Annotated in this window: 16 protein-coding genes and 2 riboswitches; of the genes, 6 read left to right on the top strand and 10 right to left on the bottom strand. The window is 49.0% G+C overall.

Annotation, left to right across the window (positions count from 1 at the left end; genetic code table 11):
* The 6 genes from ACE6F3_RS05475 to ACE6F3_RS05450 all read right to left on the bottom strand — a co-directional run bounded on the left by ACE6F3_RS05475 (position 1) and on the right by ACE6F3_RS05450 (position 5,977).
* Complete coding sequence (locus tag ACE6F3_RS05475) at positions 1–771, bottom strand: adenosylcobinamide amidohydrolase (RefSeq protein ID WP_077975206.1); 771 nt, start codon at positions 769–771, stop codon at positions 1–3.
* Positions 761–1,585, bottom strand: a complete 825-nt coding sequence (locus ACE6F3_RS05470) for an ABC transporter ATP-binding protein (RefSeq protein WP_041341715.1) — start codon at positions 1,583–1,585, stop codon at positions 761–763. Before ACE6F3_RS05470 ends, ACE6F3_RS05475 begins: the two co-directional genes overlap by 11 nt.
* A gap of 11 nt (positions 1,586–1,596) precedes the next feature.
* The gene (locus ACE6F3_RS05465; RefSeq protein ID WP_058292084.1) at positions 1,597–2,688 is read right to left on the bottom strand and encodes an iron ABC transporter permease; all 1,092 of its coding nucleotides are present in this window, start codon (positions 2,686–2,688) and stop codon (positions 1,597–1,599) included.
* Positions 2,689–2,739: 51 nt separating this feature from the next.
* Positions 2,740–3,756, bottom strand: a complete 1,017-nt coding sequence (locus ACE6F3_RS05460) for an ABC transporter substrate-binding protein (RefSeq protein WP_077975205.1) — start codon at positions 3,754–3,756, stop codon at positions 2,740–2,742.
* 104 nt (positions 3,757–3,860) lie between these two features.
* Positions 3,861–3,979: riboswitch (cobalamin riboswitch) on the bottom strand.
* A 90-nt stretch (positions 3,980–4,069) separates the two neighbouring features.
* A riboswitch (cobalamin riboswitch) is annotated at positions 4,070–4,205 on the bottom strand.
* 159 nt (positions 4,206–4,364) lie between these two features.
* Positions 4,365–4,994 carry an LOG family protein gene (locus ACE6F3_RS05455; RefSeq protein ID WP_058292086.1) on the bottom strand — a complete coding sequence of 210 codons (630 nt, stop codon included), beginning with the start codon at positions 4,992–4,994 and terminating at the stop codon, positions 4,365–4,367.
* 140 nt (positions 4,995–5,134) lie between these two features.
* The gene (locus tag ACE6F3_RS05450) at positions 5,135–5,977 is read right to left on the bottom strand and encodes a bifunctional 2-polyprenyl-6-hydroxyphenol methylase/3-demethylubiquinol 3-O-methyltransferase UbiG (protein WP_077975204.1); all 843 of its coding nucleotides are present in this window, start codon (positions 5,975–5,977) and stop codon (positions 5,135–5,137) included.
* A 126-nt stretch (positions 5,978–6,103) separates the two neighbouring features.
* Between ACE6F3_RS05450 and ACE6F3_RS05445 the strand changes: the two genes are divergently transcribed.
* From ACE6F3_RS05445 to rpiB, 3 genes are read left to right on the top strand one after another with little or no spacing between them, the layout of a single operon-like run.
* Positions 6,104–6,619: a nitroreductase family protein gene (locus tag ACE6F3_RS05445; RefSeq protein WP_077975203.1), complete on the top strand. Its 516-nt coding sequence runs from the start codon at positions 6,104–6,106 to the stop codon at positions 6,617–6,619.
* A 44-nt stretch (positions 6,620–6,663) separates the two neighbouring features.
* On the top strand, positions 6,664–8,664 hold the full coding sequence (gene tkt / locus ACE6F3_RS05440; RefSeq protein ID WP_077975202.1) for a transketolase: 2,001 nt from the start codon (positions 6,664–6,666) through the stop codon (positions 8,662–8,664).
* The gene (gene rpiB, locus ACE6F3_RS05435; RefSeq protein ID WP_077975201.1) at positions 8,657–9,115 is read left to right on the top strand and encodes a ribose 5-phosphate isomerase B; all 459 of its coding nucleotides are present in this window, start codon (positions 8,657–8,659) and stop codon (positions 9,113–9,115) included. Before tkt ends, rpiB begins: the two co-directional genes overlap by 8 nt.
* Here the strand turns inward: rpiB and ACE6F3_RS05430 are convergent.
* The 4 genes from ACE6F3_RS05430 to ACE6F3_RS05415 form a co-directional block, all read right to left on the bottom strand.
* Positions 9,112–9,774, bottom strand: a complete 663-nt coding sequence (locus ACE6F3_RS05430) for a ribulose-phosphate 3-epimerase (RefSeq protein WP_077975200.1) — start codon at positions 9,772–9,774, stop codon at positions 9,112–9,114. The genes rpiB and ACE6F3_RS05430 overlap by 4 nt on opposite strands.
* Positions 9,775–9,778: 4 nt before the next feature.
* Positions 9,779–10,405 carry a cyclase family protein gene (locus tag ACE6F3_RS05425; protein WP_077975199.1) on the bottom strand — a complete coding sequence of 209 codons (627 nt, stop codon included), beginning with the start codon at positions 10,403–10,405 and terminating at the stop codon, positions 9,779–9,781.
* 53 nt (positions 10,406–10,458) lie between these two features.
* Positions 10,459–11,322, bottom strand: coding sequence for a universal stress protein (locus ACE6F3_RS05420; RefSeq protein WP_058292093.1), 864 nt, complete (start codon positions 11,320–11,322; stop codon positions 10,459–10,461).
* A gap of 160 nt (positions 11,323–11,482) precedes the next feature.
* Complete coding sequence (locus tag ACE6F3_RS05415) at positions 11,483–12,172, bottom strand: DUF5343 domain-containing protein (RefSeq protein WP_077975198.1); 690 nt, start codon at positions 12,170–12,172, stop codon at positions 11,483–11,485.
* Between the two features lie 239 nt (positions 12,173–12,411).
* On the opposite strand from ACE6F3_RS05415, the gene ACE6F3_RS05410 reads away from it, so the two are divergent.
* The 3 genes from ACE6F3_RS05410 to ftsZ are packed head-to-tail and all read left to right on the top strand — an operon-like array spanning position 12,412 to position 15,047.
* Positions 12,412–12,621, top strand: a complete 210-nt coding sequence (locus ACE6F3_RS05410; RefSeq protein ID WP_010936413.1) for a hypothetical protein — start codon at positions 12,412–12,414, stop codon at positions 12,619–12,621.
* A 60-nt stretch (positions 12,622–12,681) separates the two neighbouring features.
* The gene (gene ftsA / locus ACE6F3_RS05405) at positions 12,682–13,884 is read left to right on the top strand and encodes a cell division protein FtsA (protein ID WP_058292095.1); all 1,203 of its coding nucleotides are present in this window, start codon (positions 12,682–12,684) and stop codon (positions 13,882–13,884) included.
* A 32-nt stretch (positions 13,885–13,916) separates the two neighbouring features.
* Positions 13,917–15,047, top strand: coding sequence for a cell division protein FtsZ (ftsZ, locus tag ACE6F3_RS05400; RefSeq protein WP_010936411.1), 1,131 nt, complete (start codon positions 13,917–13,919; stop codon positions 15,045–15,047).
* The last annotated feature ends 42 nt before the right edge of the window (positions 15,048–15,089 follow it).

The following is a 15,089-nucleotide window of genomic DNA, read 5'->3' as shown; positions in this document are numbered from 1 at the left end:
CTAATGCCCTTTTCTGCTGGCCATACGCTTGGTCAGGGCTTCTTTTATAGCCAGGGTCACACTCCGCCCCATCAGTTCGCCCAGCAAAGTATGCCCGCCCACGTAGGTTGCCTTGTCACCTGTGCCGGAAACTGCCACTATCTGGTCAGTGCCGGTGCCGCTGGCTTTTAGGCCGGGGGTATAAGCACTCATGACACCCAGTTCATCCAAAGCAATAGTCTTTGCCTCGGTAGCGGTTATAAAACAGGAAGCCAGAGCAGACTGCGGCAGGCTTTCGCTGGTAAGAATAATAGTATTTATAGTGCCGAAGGGTTTGAACTTGCCGTTACGGTCAATACCCGAAGACTTATCCTGCCCAATGCGTAAGGCATTAGACTCCACCCCGGCAGTAGCCAGAACCGCCACCCACAAATCACCCTGTTTTTCTTCATGGAAGGCCAGATGGTCCATGGTAACCCCGGTGGATAAAACCAGCACTTTGGAAAGGGGAATGCCGATAGCACTCAGGGCTTTGGAAAAAACCTGACGGTAATAGCCATTCCAGCTTAATTTATCATTATGCAGACGCGGCCAGATAGCATCCGGCAGATAAATATTGCAGACTGCCTTGACCTTGCGGTAACCCTGCCTGCCGGAAAGTGCCTGCCGTTCTTCGGGAAAAGTAATCACTAAAGCATTGGCGGGAACACCCCAGACCTCATGCTCAATAACCTCGGCCTTTATGCCGTGAAATTCGGCAACTGTCCGGATATTTACCTGCTCAGCGGGCACCCGTGCCTCCCTTTTCGCCGTTTGCACAGCGGGTATTACCTAAACGCGGCAGTACCGCCGGAAGTCCGCTTAGGGGATGAGTATGGACATAACTGCCGGGGCCGTAAACACGGCTGATATTTTCAGTGGTTATTACCTCGGCCGGACTGCCGTCTGCATGAATGCCGTTGTGATCAATAAGTATCAGCCTTTCACAATAATGGGCAGCCAGATTAAGGTCGTGCAAGGCGGCAATTACGGTAATATTCCGTTCGCGGCACTCTGATTTTATAAGGTCAAGTACCTCTATCTGGCGGCCTATATCCAGGTTGGAAGTAGGCTCATCCAGCAAAATAGCCTCGGTTTTCTGGCATAAAGAACGGGCAATGACTACACTTTGTATTTCACCGCCCGACAGTTCGCCTATTTGTCTTTCAGCCAGATGCAGTACCCCTGCCCTCTCCATAGCCTCCCAGGCAATGGCAATATCCTTGCGGCTTTCATATTGAAACGTTCCCATATGAGGGTTTCGACCCATCAGGACAATCTCAAAAGCGGTAAAAGCGCTGGGAAGTACCGGTATCTGAGGCACAACCCCTACCATTTTAGCCAGCTCCAGGCGGGGGATAGTACGCGAATCACGCCCGTTTATGTAAATATGCCCCAGACGCGGCTCTATAACTCTGGCCAAAGATTTTATCAGGGTAGACTTGCCTGAACCATTCGGCCCTACCAAACCTATCATTTCACCGGGCATGGTTTTAAAGCTGACATTCCTTAAAACATCAACCGCACCATAGGCCAGGGTTATATCCCGGACTTCAAGTTCAAACATTTTTCATATACCTAAAAGAGCATTCGGGTGCGTTTTCTAAGCAAATACAGGAAAAAGGGCGCACCCACCAGTGCCGTAATAGCCCCCACCGGGATTTCATTGGGAGCAACCAAAGTACGGGAGGCAATGTCAGCCATTATCATAAATACCGCCCCCACCAGAGCCGAAAGAGGCAGCAGGAAACGGTAATCCGCCCCCCAGATTAGTCTCACGGCGTGGGGAACTATAATACCCACAAAACCGATAATACCCACAAAAGATACCGCTGCCGCTGTTATCAGGGTAGCTGCCGTAAGGAGGAAGATTTTCATCCGTTCCACATCCACCCCCAGTTCCTGAGCCTGCTCTTCACCCAGCTGAATAAGGTTCAGCGAACGGGCAAATAAAAGTATAACTATAGTACCTATGATTACAATAGGTACAACTATTTTTACACTGTCCCAGGCAGCCATAGAAAAACTGCCCATCAGCCAGAACATAACAGAGTGAATCTTGTCGCCGCTGACCGTAATTAAATACGATACAACAGCCGTAAGGAATGAGCCCAGTGCCACACCAGCCAGTATCAAAGTGGTAACCGTAAGGCGGTTTCCCACCCTGGCCAGCATATACACAACACCTACCGCCCCGAACGCCCCCACAAAGGCAAACAGCGGGGTTGCAAAAATACCCAGTATATCAAAACCGATACCCAGTATCAGCCCCAGTACAGCGCCTACCGCCGCCCCTTGGGCCACACCGATAAGATACGGGTCTGCCAGAGGGTTACGGAAAAGCCCCTGATATGTAGCCCCGGCCACAGCCAAAGCCATACCCACCACTCCGGCCAGCAGGACTCTGGGCAAACGGATATCCCAAATAATAGTCTGGGTATTTACAGTCCAGTCAGGGCTGATATGTATAAAGGGGATTTTTGAAATTATAATGGATATAGTGGTAAAAAACGGCACTTCAACCGAGCCGAATGAAATAGCAAAGATTGCCGCCAGCAGCAGCAATCCAAGCAACCCGAGCATTGCATAAAGCCTGCCCTGCCAGTGAGGGTGCAGACCGCCGGGTACTGCCGGGCTGTTTTCTTTATTCAGACTTGTATTAACACCCATTCTTACCTGCAAAACTGTGGGGCAGGTATATACCTGCCCCACCCGAATTCTTTATCCGCTGAAAGCCCCGAATATTTCAGGGTGGAGCATCTGGGCCAGCTGCTCCAGAGCATCTACAATCCGCGGGCCGGTACGGCCGATAAGGTCTGTATTGATACTATATATATAGCCGTTTATTCTGGCATCAATAGCCGCCAGACGGGGCTCATCCTGCATAAAAATCAGCGGCGCATCCGCCCCTGAGCCCATACCGGTACCCACCACTATCACCTGGGGATTAGCCCCGAGTACTGTTTCCAAACTAATGGTAGGATAAGCTTCTACAGAATCAGCAGTAATACTAACGCCTCCGGCAGCAGTAATCAAGCCGGTTATAAAGGCAGTAGAACCAACACTCATAAGAGGTTCATGCCAGACAATGTATAAAACACGCGGTTTCTGACTGTCAGACAGGTTTTTGACCTTGGCTGTTACCGCATCTATACGGGTTTGCATCCCGTCTACCAGCGAATTGGCTTTTTCAACCTGATTAAGGCATTTGCCGATAAGCTCAATAGATGAGATTACTTCTTCCAGGTTATCCGGGCTGATAGCTATCACAGTCAGACCCAACTGTTCAAGCTGAGGGATAACGGTAGACTCATGAAGATTGGAGGCCAGAATAATATCAGGTCCTATAGCAGTCACCGCTTCAACATCCACAGTTGAAAAACCGCCCACCTTGGGCTTATCTGCGGCGGCTTCAGGGTAGTTGCAATAGGTGGTCACACCCACCAGTTTATCTTCCAGTCCCATAGCATAAATAGTTTCGGTATTGCTGGGGGAAAGAGAGACTATAGTCTGGGGTTCGGACTGAATAGTTACCGTCCTGCCCAGCTGGTCTGTCACTGTCAGGGGATAGCTTACTTCGGTTACTACCGGGGTATCATCTTCATTCTCGGTATCGTCTGCCGTTTTACAGCCGCCTGCCAAACCCAGCAGCAAAACCAAACTTAAGAAGATACTGGCAACAGCCGTACCCAAGCGGGCACTCTTACTGTTAAGTTTCATTTTAATATCACTCAGCATAACTGCTCCATTCATTTTTAATATCGGAAACCAAAACCACGGGCAAAACTGTTTCCTCTTACAAGTTTTTCTGCATGGCCACGTACCTCCTCTTACCGCGGAGAGCCTCTAAAACCGAACTTTGAAGTTCTGACTTCGGGGTACTTGCCCCATTACAGCAGGCGGTACTGCGCCGGAATTGCACCGGTCTTGCACTCAAAGTTCAAGGCCCTGTTATTTTTTATATACTCTGCCAGACATAAAAAATACCTCTGCCTCATCGGACAAAGGTATTTAAGTCACTCTAAAATGACTACCCTCCCTATTCCGCGGAGTGCCTGGTAACGGAATTTGAGGTTCTGGCTCCCGAAGGTCTCCCCTCGGTCACAGTAGGCGGTACTGCGCCGGATTCGCACCGGTCTTGCACTCATAGCTATCCCGTCATATATTCAACTAAATTTTAGTTTACTCCAGTTATTTTGTTTAGTCAATACATAAACGAAAAACCTGAAATATATTCTCAGGGAAACCAGACCCGTAAACCTGCTTTGATAGCCCCCATATCCCAAGCATTCCGGGGATATAAAAAAGGGATTTAGAAACTAAATCCCTTTCAGATTAAAATTAGATTAGCCGTCGTAAATACCGTCAGGGCTGTGGTTTTCCAGCAGAAGCTTATGCCTGGGGAAAATACGTTCCCGGTAAACTGCTTCCAGTACATCCAGCAGTTTATGCGGGTCTGATTCGTAGTAGACCCGGGCACCGGTTTCCTTGTCCACCATGGCAATAATCTTGTCCAGATGGTCAGCAATACCGCCGCTCCCCCGCAACACGCCTATAACCTTGCCTTCGTCATAAGCTATGGCAAACTCACCCAGAGTGCCGGAGCGCCCCCCGGCAAATATTACTACGTCACAGCTGCGGATATTTTCAATCTCCCGTCCCATCAGACCTGAGCCGGTATAGATAATGGCGTCATATCCGCGGGTGGGAGAATGGTATTTTTCTACGTGTTCTTCCAGATTGAGGGCCGGGGAAATGCCTACTACTACTCCGCCTTCTTCCTTAGCCCCCAGCACAGTTTCATGGGGCATACCGGGACAGGCACCGGTAATAAGTACATGTTTACGCTTGGCTATGCACTCACCCAGACAACGCAGATTTTTTTTGGTTTCATCAGACATTGCCCCGCCGGCAGAACCCATAACCCCTATTGTCATCTGGGGAAAAGGCGGAATCAGCTTGGTTGGTTTTATCATTACGCTCGCTTCTCTCTTGTAAGGTTTAAGGATATATAACTGCAAACCATTTTACCCTAATAAACGGGTTTATCTCAATCAATAAAACAGCCGCAGACTCAAAAACTGCGGCTGTTAAAACCAGTATCCTAGCTAATAAATCAGTTTTTCTTTCGGGCAACTACGGCAATTTCAGGTGAAGTTTCGCAGTAAACCTTCCCGGCAACATCTGAAAATACACCTGTTACCTCAAACCCGTTTTCAGCTAGCTCGTCTTTCAGCTCTGCGGAGGAAAAATACTTCAGCCAGTTGAAGACCTGCCACTCCCTATCCGCCTCTATAATAGTGTATTTATCCAGTATCACTTTTTCTAGCGGATATTTAAAAGTGTTAATAAAGCCGAAATAATCATGTCCTGACCAGAAGCCATCCATCAAGCGGCGTCCGTAAGCTGCACTTTCCGCCCGCCCTTCGTAAGCTGAAAGAGAAAATACATCCAGCAATATCTGCCCGCCATCTTTCAGGCATTTCCGCCAGACCGAAAGAAGCCGGCAACGCTGGGCCGGGCTAAGCGCGCAGTAATCACAATAGATAAGAGTTACCAGGTCAAAATTATCCGGGGCAGCAAACTCCAGATAATTTTGCTCTATATAATTGATATCCAGATGATGGGCAGATGCGGATTCACGGGCATAAGCTATAGAGCGGTTTGAAAAATCTATACCTGTCACATCTGCACCCGCAGCCGCCAAACGGCTGGTATAAAGCCCCGGCCCGCAGCCGAAATCACAGACCCGCTTGCCGTCACCCAAACCAAAATATTCTGCTATCCAGCGGGCAGATTTTTCAATAAAGGCTGCTTTGCGTGATGCAGGCTCAATATCCGGGTTGAGGTGAAACTCCAGCATACGGGAGGAGATATGAGGGTCATTCCAGAGTACAGGCGCACTGTACTGCTGATATAACTCAGGCTTATTATTTATATCTGCCAGTTTTTTAAACACAAACTTCCCCTTTTATTTTAAAAAATGGAAAACCGGGCACTTAAACCCCTGACGTTCGGGAAGTATTTAGCAGATCATAATACAATATGATATAAAGAGATAACAGTATTCGTCAAGGAGTATGAAATGGACACACTTGAAGCAATATTCAGCCGCCGAAGCACCCGCCACTATCAAAACGGAGATGTAAGCCCCTCCGAACTGGATACCCTTTTGAGGGCAGGCATGGCCGCCCCTTCCGCCGGAAACCAGCAAGTCTGGCATTTTGTAGTTATAGATGAACGCCGCATACTTGATAAAATACCCGACATTCACCCCTACTCTAAAATGCTGAAAGAAGCCCCCATGGCTATTATGGTCTGCGCAGATACAAGCGCCGAAACCAAACCCGGTTACTGGATACAGGACTGCGCTGCCGCCAGCCAGAACATCCTGCTGGCAGCCGAAGCTTTGGGCTTAGGTGCCTGCTGGCTGGGGCTGCACCCCCGTGAGGAACGGAAAGAGGGCATCTCTCAGCTTTTAAACCTTCCGGCCAATATCTCTCCGCTTAGCCTTATAGCCATTGGAAAGAAGGGGGAGGTAAAACCTCCGGCCGGGCGATATTTGGAAAGCCATATACACAAAAACGGCTGGCAGGTTTAGACCAGATTTGAAAAAGAGTCCGCTAAACGTTAAAATTAAACGCCATGTCAAATACAAAATCAGATAGTTTATGTATAAATGCCCTGCGCTTTCTTGCGGTAGACGCCGTTCAGAAGGCAAATTCGGGGCATCCCGGAGCACCTATGGGTATGGCCGCTATGGCCTATGCCCTGTGGCAAAATTTCCTCAAGCATAACCCCCAAGACCCGGCCTGGCCTAACCGTGACCGTTTCATACTTTCTGCCGGTCATGCCTCAGCCTTGCTTTACTCACTTCTCCACCTTACCGGTTATGATTTGCCGCTGGATGAGCTTAAAAATTTCCGCCAGTGGGGCAGTAAAACCCCGGGACACCCGGAATACGGACTGACCCCCGGCGTTGAGATGACTACCGGCCCGCTTGGGCAGGGTTTTGCCAGCGGTGTGGGTATGGCTATGGCCGAAGCCCATCTGGCTGCCGTTTTTAACCAGCCGGATTGCAAAATAATAGACCATTATACCTACGGCATAGTCTCTGACGGGGATTTGATGGAGGGCGTGGCCTCGGAAGCCGCCTCTCTGGCCGGTCATCTGGCACTGGGTAAGCTGATTTACCTGTATGACGATAATGAAATATCTATTGAAGGTTCAACAGAGCTGGCTTTTACCGAAAATACGGCTCTGCGTTTTGAAAGTTACGGCTGGCAGGTAATTGGCCCGGTAGACGGGCTTAACCCTGAGGCAGTTTCTGCGGCTATCAAAGAAGCCCAGTCAGATTCCGCCCGCCCCAGCCTGATTATCTGTAAAACAGTTATCGGTTTTGGCAGCCCGAACAAGGCCGGCAAGGCCTCTGCCCATGGTGAGCCGCTGGGAACAGACGAAGTGGCCAAAAGCCGCAAATCTTTAGGGTGGGATTACGAGCCTTTTGTAATACCGCCTGAAGCTCTGGCGGAATTCCGCATGGCACTGGATAAAGGCAAAACTGCCCAGCAGGTCTGGCAATCCAAGCTGGACTACTATGCAAGCCGTTATCCCGAAAAAGCCGCCCTTTTGCAGGACAGGCTTTCTGGTAAGCTGCCAGACAACTGGGATAATGAGCTGGATAAACTTTTTGACAAGGCTATGGCCAGCCGCGAGGCTTCCGGTTTGATTATAAATACACTGGCTTCTCGCCTGCCCGCCCTTATGGGCGGTTCGGCAGACCTCAGCCCGTCAAACAAAACTGTTATCAAAGACGGCGGCGAATATGAACCGCCGCATTATGAGGGGCGGAATATCCATTTCGGCGTACGTGAACACGCCATGGGGGCAATAGCCAACGGGCTGGCTCTCCACGGCGGGATTATACCTTATGTTGCCACTTTCCTTATATTTTATGATTACATGCGTCCGGCGGTAAGGCTGGCATCCCTTATGGGGCAAAGGGTTATTTATATTTTTACCCATGACTCTATCGGTCTGGGAGAGGACGGCCCTACCCACCAGCCTATTGAACAGCTGGCCGGTTTACGTTCGGTGCCCGGTCTGGTTACTATCCGCCCGGCAGATTCGTATGAAACAGCCCAGGCATGGAAAACAGCCATACTCCGCAAGGACGGCCCGACCGCCATTGCCCTGTCCCGCCAGAAACTGCCTCTCTTAGATAACTCACAGGCAAATTCCGTAAACTTGGCCAAAGGGGCATATATACTGGCAGAAACAGATTCCCGCCCGCAGGTTGCCCTGGTAGCCAGCGGCTCAGAAGTAAGCATAGCCGTTCAGGCTGCTGAAATACTTAAAAACAAAGGCGTCTCGTCAAGGGTAGTATCCTTCCCTTCGTGGCAGCTTTTTGAGGCCCAACTCGGAACATACCGCCAGAGCATCTTGCCAGCTTCCCTGCCGCGGGTAATAATAGAAGCCGGCAGTGCGCAGGGCTGGTGCAAATATCTGGGCGCAAACGGTGATATTATTTCCATTGACCATTTTGGGGCATCAGCCCCGGCGCCTGTGCTTTACCAACATTTTGGGCTAACCCCGGAAAATATGGCTGAAAAGGCTTTAAAGCTTTTGGAGAATGAAGATGAGTAATATCTCTGTTGCCATCGGGGCAGACCACGGCGGTTACGGCCTGAAAACAGACCTTTTACCCTTTCTAAATCAATTGGGGGCAAAGGTGCTGGATTTGGGTGCTTGTACCTATGACAGTGCCGATGACTATCCTGATTTTGCTTTAGCGGTTGCCCGAAAGGTTGCCTGCGGGCAGACAGACCGCGGCATTATCATCTGCGGCAGCGGGGTGGGCGCCTGTATCACCGCCAATAAAATCAAGGGCGTCAGGGCCGGCCTCTGCCACGACGTTTATTCCGCCCACCAGGGGGTGGAGCATGATGATATGAACGTGCTTTGTTTAGGGGCAAGGGTAATAGGCATTGAAGTAGCCAAAGAGATTATTACGGCCTTTTTAAATGCCCGCTTTACCGGCGAAGAACGGCACAAACGCCGCCTGGAAAAGCTGCTTCAGGCTGAAAAAGAGGGCTAAATACCCGCTTCTTTGGCCGCATTTTTAGCCAGTTTATCCAAATACAGGTAGCTTGACTTAGGGTCAGTTTGCCGGAAGATAGCACTTCCCACACATATATCATTTACCCCGGCCGCCACAATCTCAGGTATGTTGCCCTCTTTGGCACCGCCGTCCAGACCTATTTCAGTTTCGGGGAAACGGTGTTTAAACTCTTTCACTTTCAGAAGCACCTCCGGTATAAACGGCGCGCCGTAAAAACCGGGAATAACCGACATGAAAAGCACCATGTCCAGCTGCGGCACCAGATAAGCAAAATCTGAAACAGGTGTTTCAGGGTTCACCGCCAGCCCTGCTTGAAAACCCAGTTCCTTTATCCTGCTGATAACGTATTCGGGGCGGGTTGTTGCTTCAAAATGGAATATTACCCTGAAAGCGCCGTGCTGCTTGCAATAGGTAAGGTATTCTTCGGGATTAAGGGTCATCAGGTGTATTTCAGAGGCAAAACGGGGCTTGTATCTGCCCAGTACTTCAGGCGGAATGCTTAGCGAAGGCACAAACTGCCCGTCCATAATATCTATCTGGGCAGAAGGGGCAAAACTCTCCAGCTGGTTTAGCATATACTCAAAGGCCGCAGGGTCATCGGTAAGTACAGCCGGTACTATCTTTACGTCTTTCAAACTGTTATCTCTCTATTAGTATTACTCTGGCGGGGGCACCATCTACTTTACCCAGTTTCAAGGGCAGGCAGAAAAGCTCATAATCCCCCTCAGCCACACCTGCCAGTTGCAGGCTTTCCAGTATAACTACCCCACGGCTTAAAAGGTGCTTGTGCACTCCCTGGGTCTCTTCAAAATCCTCTACCGAAAGGTAATCTATACCCAGCAGGCGTACACCTATCTCGGTCAGATAACGGGCAGCCCCGATATCTATACAAGTATAGTTCCGGTCAAAATCAGGCTTATCCCAAAGGGCTTCATTATCCGTAGCCAATATAAGCCGGGTTACCCCCCTTAATTCAGCCTGCTCAAGCATATCACGGGTTATAATTTTCACCCCGCTCAAGCGCAAAACACGGACATTGCCAATAAGTATCTCAAGGGGTATCTCACCCACCCCATCGCCATCTTCAAAAAAATGGAGAGGGGCATCAATATGGCTGCCGTTATGTAATGTCATGGTAAGCTGACCGAGGTTGGTGGGAAAACCATCCCTGATACTATGCAAAAGTTTTATCTGCGGAGGGCCATCACCCGGCCAGCTAATCATTTCAGGGCGTATTTCGGGGCTTAAGTCATAAATCTTTTTCATGCCTTTTTCTTGTCTAATTGTAGGAAGGAATAAAGGCAGGTGTCAAGCAAAGTTTAAATGCTGTTCCGCCATAACAGCATGGGGCGCGGGGAATTTTCAATCAAACCGGCTGCTACACTTCCATAATACCATTTCTCTATTCCGGAGCGGTTATGGGTGGTAAATGAAATAAGAGAGGCATTTATATCTTCGGCGGTACTTAAAATAGTTTCAGGAATATTATCTGAAACTTCCATACGGAATTCAGTTTCAATTCCATTTTCCCGCAATTCGCCAGTAAGCCGTTCCAGATAGGCCTGCGCCTGCTGTTTAAGCTCCTCAAGAAGCGCCTGATAGTATTCATCCCAGCTGGGTTGAATACTGGGGGAACGATCTGAGGGTATGCAGGGGGGCTGAATAACCACCAGCAGGGTAAGTTTGCTTTTGAAATCACGGGCCAGAACCGATACCTGCTTCAGACAAGCCTCTGAAAAAAGAGAGCCATCCAGTGGCAATAAAATATTCCCGAAAGCTGCCTTGTCTGTGTCGTACCCATCTTTTACCAGCAAAACCGGCAGATTGGTAGATTTAATAAGCTTTTCGGAAACGCTGCCCAGTACCATTTTCTTAATACCGGTATATCCATGAGAAGCCACACACAGCAGGTCAATATCATTATCTTTTATACACTTCAAAATGAGCGGCAGCAGTTCACCGCAAAACATTTTTCCGCTGGATTTAATGCCTTTTGCCTGTAACTCAGCCGCTTTGATATCCAAATACTTCTGGCGCTCATCGGTGATTTTGGGTTTGGGGTCACATATACTTACCAGCAGGAGTTGTGTTTCGGCAGCCCCAGCCATACATTCAGCTATGGGCAGGGTTTTTTCAGCAGTTTTTGTCCCATCAAGAGCAACCAGTATGCGCTTAAAATACATCTTCTGACCTCAAATGTTCTCAGAAGATTATACCCTATACATCTAGTCTGTGGAATATTATTTTTCATGGGCAAAGAAAAAATATGGCGTAATTTTTAAAATATGCCACAATATTAGAGGGCGTACAATCAAAATCTAGCGGATAGTACTACTTTTAAGGTCAGGTCTTTGACACTTTTTTAAGCAAAACGTCAAAAGCTTCAAACCATTTTACCTTAACTTCGTCCGTCCAGGCAGGGTCAAAAGTGGGGAATTTACCCAGTAATACCTTGTCTATATCTGAATTTTCTGGAATTTTCATTGCATTATCCGGAATTAGAACATGCGAAGCAGTCCTCGGCATTATCTTCCGTGATACCTTTTTTGTACCGGCACCTGACCTGGCAGTACGTGATTTTTTGGTAACAAACGGGGAAATTGGTATATCCGCATCTTCCGCCAGCCCCAAAAAGAACTTTATGCACTTGCGGACTACGTCATCCGCTACTTTAAAGCTATTATGAAAGAGCTCTTCCAGCTGGGCATAAGTAAGAGACTCCGGGTCAGCAGACGAATTAAACACAAACTCATACCCTTCAAGGGCAATCTGCCTGAGTATCAGCGTTCTGTCTTCCCCTTTGGCATCCACCAAACGGCGCAGCTTTTCCCGCGGCATACCCTCATTATCCGCCAAGCCCAAAAACCGCAAAGCCGCCATTAGCTGGGTACCGGTACTGCCTGACCACTTGTCACCCCAAAAACTGCGGTCAAGGCGGGACGGAATGGCCTCCTGTAATCCTAAAAGAAAGTTTAAAAAGGTCCGGTATGATACATATGGGGGTAAGGGTTTTGAGCCTTTCAGATTAGCCATTTCTCCTCCGTCCAGATATTCTATTCCATAAATTCTGAAATGGCAAGACTTTTAGCTGTTTTGCTGTATATTCCAGCTCTGGATTAGTTGGTATTCTTGAGGACATTTTTTAATATAGTTCCAAGTGTTCTAATTCCAGCTAGAATATTCCAAAATTATTTTGGACTAAATTTGACGGCTCTATTTGGAACGGACTAATATGTGGCACAACTGAATCTTCAAAGGGAGGGAAAATACCTATGGGGACTGCAATTGAGTATCAGAAGCTGATGACGGAGATTGTACACATCAATCTACCCGGCCCGGCCGAGCCTATGCCCGGCATGAGCGGCGGCGAACTTCTGCACGGATTCCTGGCTGAATTATACCGCGCGCCCAGCACTGATTCAAAGGCTTTTATTGAGTCACTATCCGGTAAGTGGAATGTCCATTTTCGCCAAGTCAAGTAGGTAACTACCTATTATATATAGGGGTTGCCAGGGGATAAAAAATGAGGGAGAGGCAATAAAATGAAAAGGAGACAGATAGCAGCCATAGACGTTGGTACAAGTAAAATCTGTACCGTTATGGCTGACACCGAAAACGGAGACCTTAGGATACTGGGCGTAGGGGTGGTAGCATCCCGCGGTATGCAAAAGGGCATGGTGGTTAACCTGAATGAAGCCAAAGAAGCCATCCGTGAGTCGGTAAGCATGGCAGAGAGAACTGCCGGTTATAAACTCAAATCCGCCCTGATAGGCGTGACCGGAAAACACATTAACTCCAAAAACAACCGCGGGGTTATCAGTATAACCCGCAATGACCACCTGGTGCGCCAGAGTGACCTGCAAAGGGCTATAGATATTGCCAGCAGCATCACCATGCCCCAGGACAGAAAAGTACTCCACATCATCCCCCGCAATTATTCGGTGGATGGACAGGAAGGCGTCAGTAATCCGGTGGGCATGCATGGCTTCCGCCTGGATGTAGAAACCCATATTATTACCGCCGCTTCCAATTCAATTGAAAATTTAACCAAGTGCATCCGTGCTGCCGGCGTAGAGATTGATGACCTGGTCTTCAATCCTTTAGCCAGTGCTGAAGCAGCACTAACCGATGAGGAACGCGAAAAGGGCGTTATTCTGGCTGACATCGGTGGCGGCACTACAGATATAGCTGCCTTTAAGGGCAACAGCATATACCATACATCGGTTCTGCCCATTGCCGGTTCACAGGTAACCCATGATATTTCTGTGGGCTTGGGCATCCCCTTTGAAATGGCCGATGATATCAAACAGAGATACAGCAGTGTGATACCCGGTGAATGTAATGACGCAAGCTTTGTTGAAAGCGGACATACCTTCTCTTATCCTGACCTTTGCGAGATTGTCAGGATGCGGGTGGAAGAGCTGCTTCGCCTTATTATCCTTGAGTTACCCAGTGATGATTATTCCAAGATGGTGCCTTCCGGACTGGTAATAACCGGCGGTACTGCCAACCTGCCCGGCATTGCCGAGCTTGGCAGCGAAGTACTGAGGATTCCGGTACGGGTAGGTACTCCCCCCAATTTATTTGGTGTATCGGATATCTTAAATGACCCCGCCTGTACCAATGTTGTCGGTATGCTGCTTTGGAGTATCAATAACCGTGATGCTTCAAAAAGCCATCCGGCCAATGAAGAGAGCGCCAAAGGCGGCTTTATCTCACGAATGTTCGGGAATCCAAAAAATTAACGAAAGGATAATAGTTTACTAAGGATAATAAAATGTCAAAGAAAGTATATGTACCCAGTGGCGCAAAGATTAAAGTTATCGGGTGCGGCGGCGCAGGCAGCAACGCTGTAACCCGTATGGTCAGGGATAATATCCAGGGGGTAGAGTTTATAGCCGTCAATACAGATGCCCAGCATCTGGCTATTACCGAAGCGGCTACCCGAATCCAGATTGGCGAACGCTGCACCCGCGGTTTGGGTGCTGGCGGTAACCACACCATGGGCAAAGCTGCTGCCGAAGAAAGCATGAGTGAGCTCAAGGAAAACGTAATAGGCGCTGATATGGTTTTTGTAACCGCCGGTATGGGTGGCGGCACAGGCACAGGCTCAGCCCCGGTGGTTGCCAAAATAGCCAAGGAATCAGGTGCCCTGACCATTGCGGTATGCACCAAGCCTTTCTGCTTTGAGGGCGCTCACCGTATGCAAACCGCCGAAGAGGGCATAAATAATATAGTAGACAGTGTGGATACCCTTATAATTATCCCCAATGACCGCCTGCTGGACATGGTTGACCAGAAAACAGGGGTTGACGGGGCTTTTAAACTGGCTGACGAAGTTCTGTGCAACGGCGTCAAAGCTATTGCCGAGGTTATCACCGTGCCGGGTATTATCAACCTGGACTTTGCAGATGTAAAAGCCGTCATGAAAGATGCCGGTCCCGCCTGGATGTCTATAGGCAAAGGAGCCGGACAAAACCGGGCTTCCGATGCCGCCAGAGCCGCCCTGGCCAGCCCCCTGCTGGATATTGCGGTGGACGGGGCTAAGGGTGTTATTTATAACGTCTGCGGCGGTGAAGACCTGTCCCTTATGGAAGTAAACTCTGCGGCTGATGTTATCCGCCAGGCGGTTGACCCTGAGGCCAATATTATCTTTGGTGTAAGCACTGACCCCCGCATGGGTAAGGAAGTACAGATAACCCTGATAGCCACCGGCTTTGCCACCAAAGAGAGCATGCTCTCCAATAACCATGAAAAAGAAATGACCCGTATGATGAAAGGTCTGCGCAGCAAGACCCAGGAAGAACTGGAAGTGCCCTCGTTTATGCGCTACCGCTCCGCTCAGCCTTCCATCCGGAAACCGGCTCCCCCCGCCCATCAGGCCCCGCCGCGTTTCTTAAGCAGATAATAACCTACATTTTTATATCTTGAAAGAGAGTGGCAGGTTGAA

Origin of the sequence: Dehalococcoides sp. THU4, assembly GCF_043231265.1 — a bacterium.
In the GTDB taxonomy this organism is placed as follows: domain Bacteria; phylum Chloroflexota; class Dehalococcoidia; order Dehalococcoidales; family Dehalococcoidaceae; genus Dehalococcoides; species Dehalococcoides mccartyi.
Note: the sequence above shows the minus strand (reverse complement) of the source record. Positions and strands in the feature narration are given on the sequence as shown.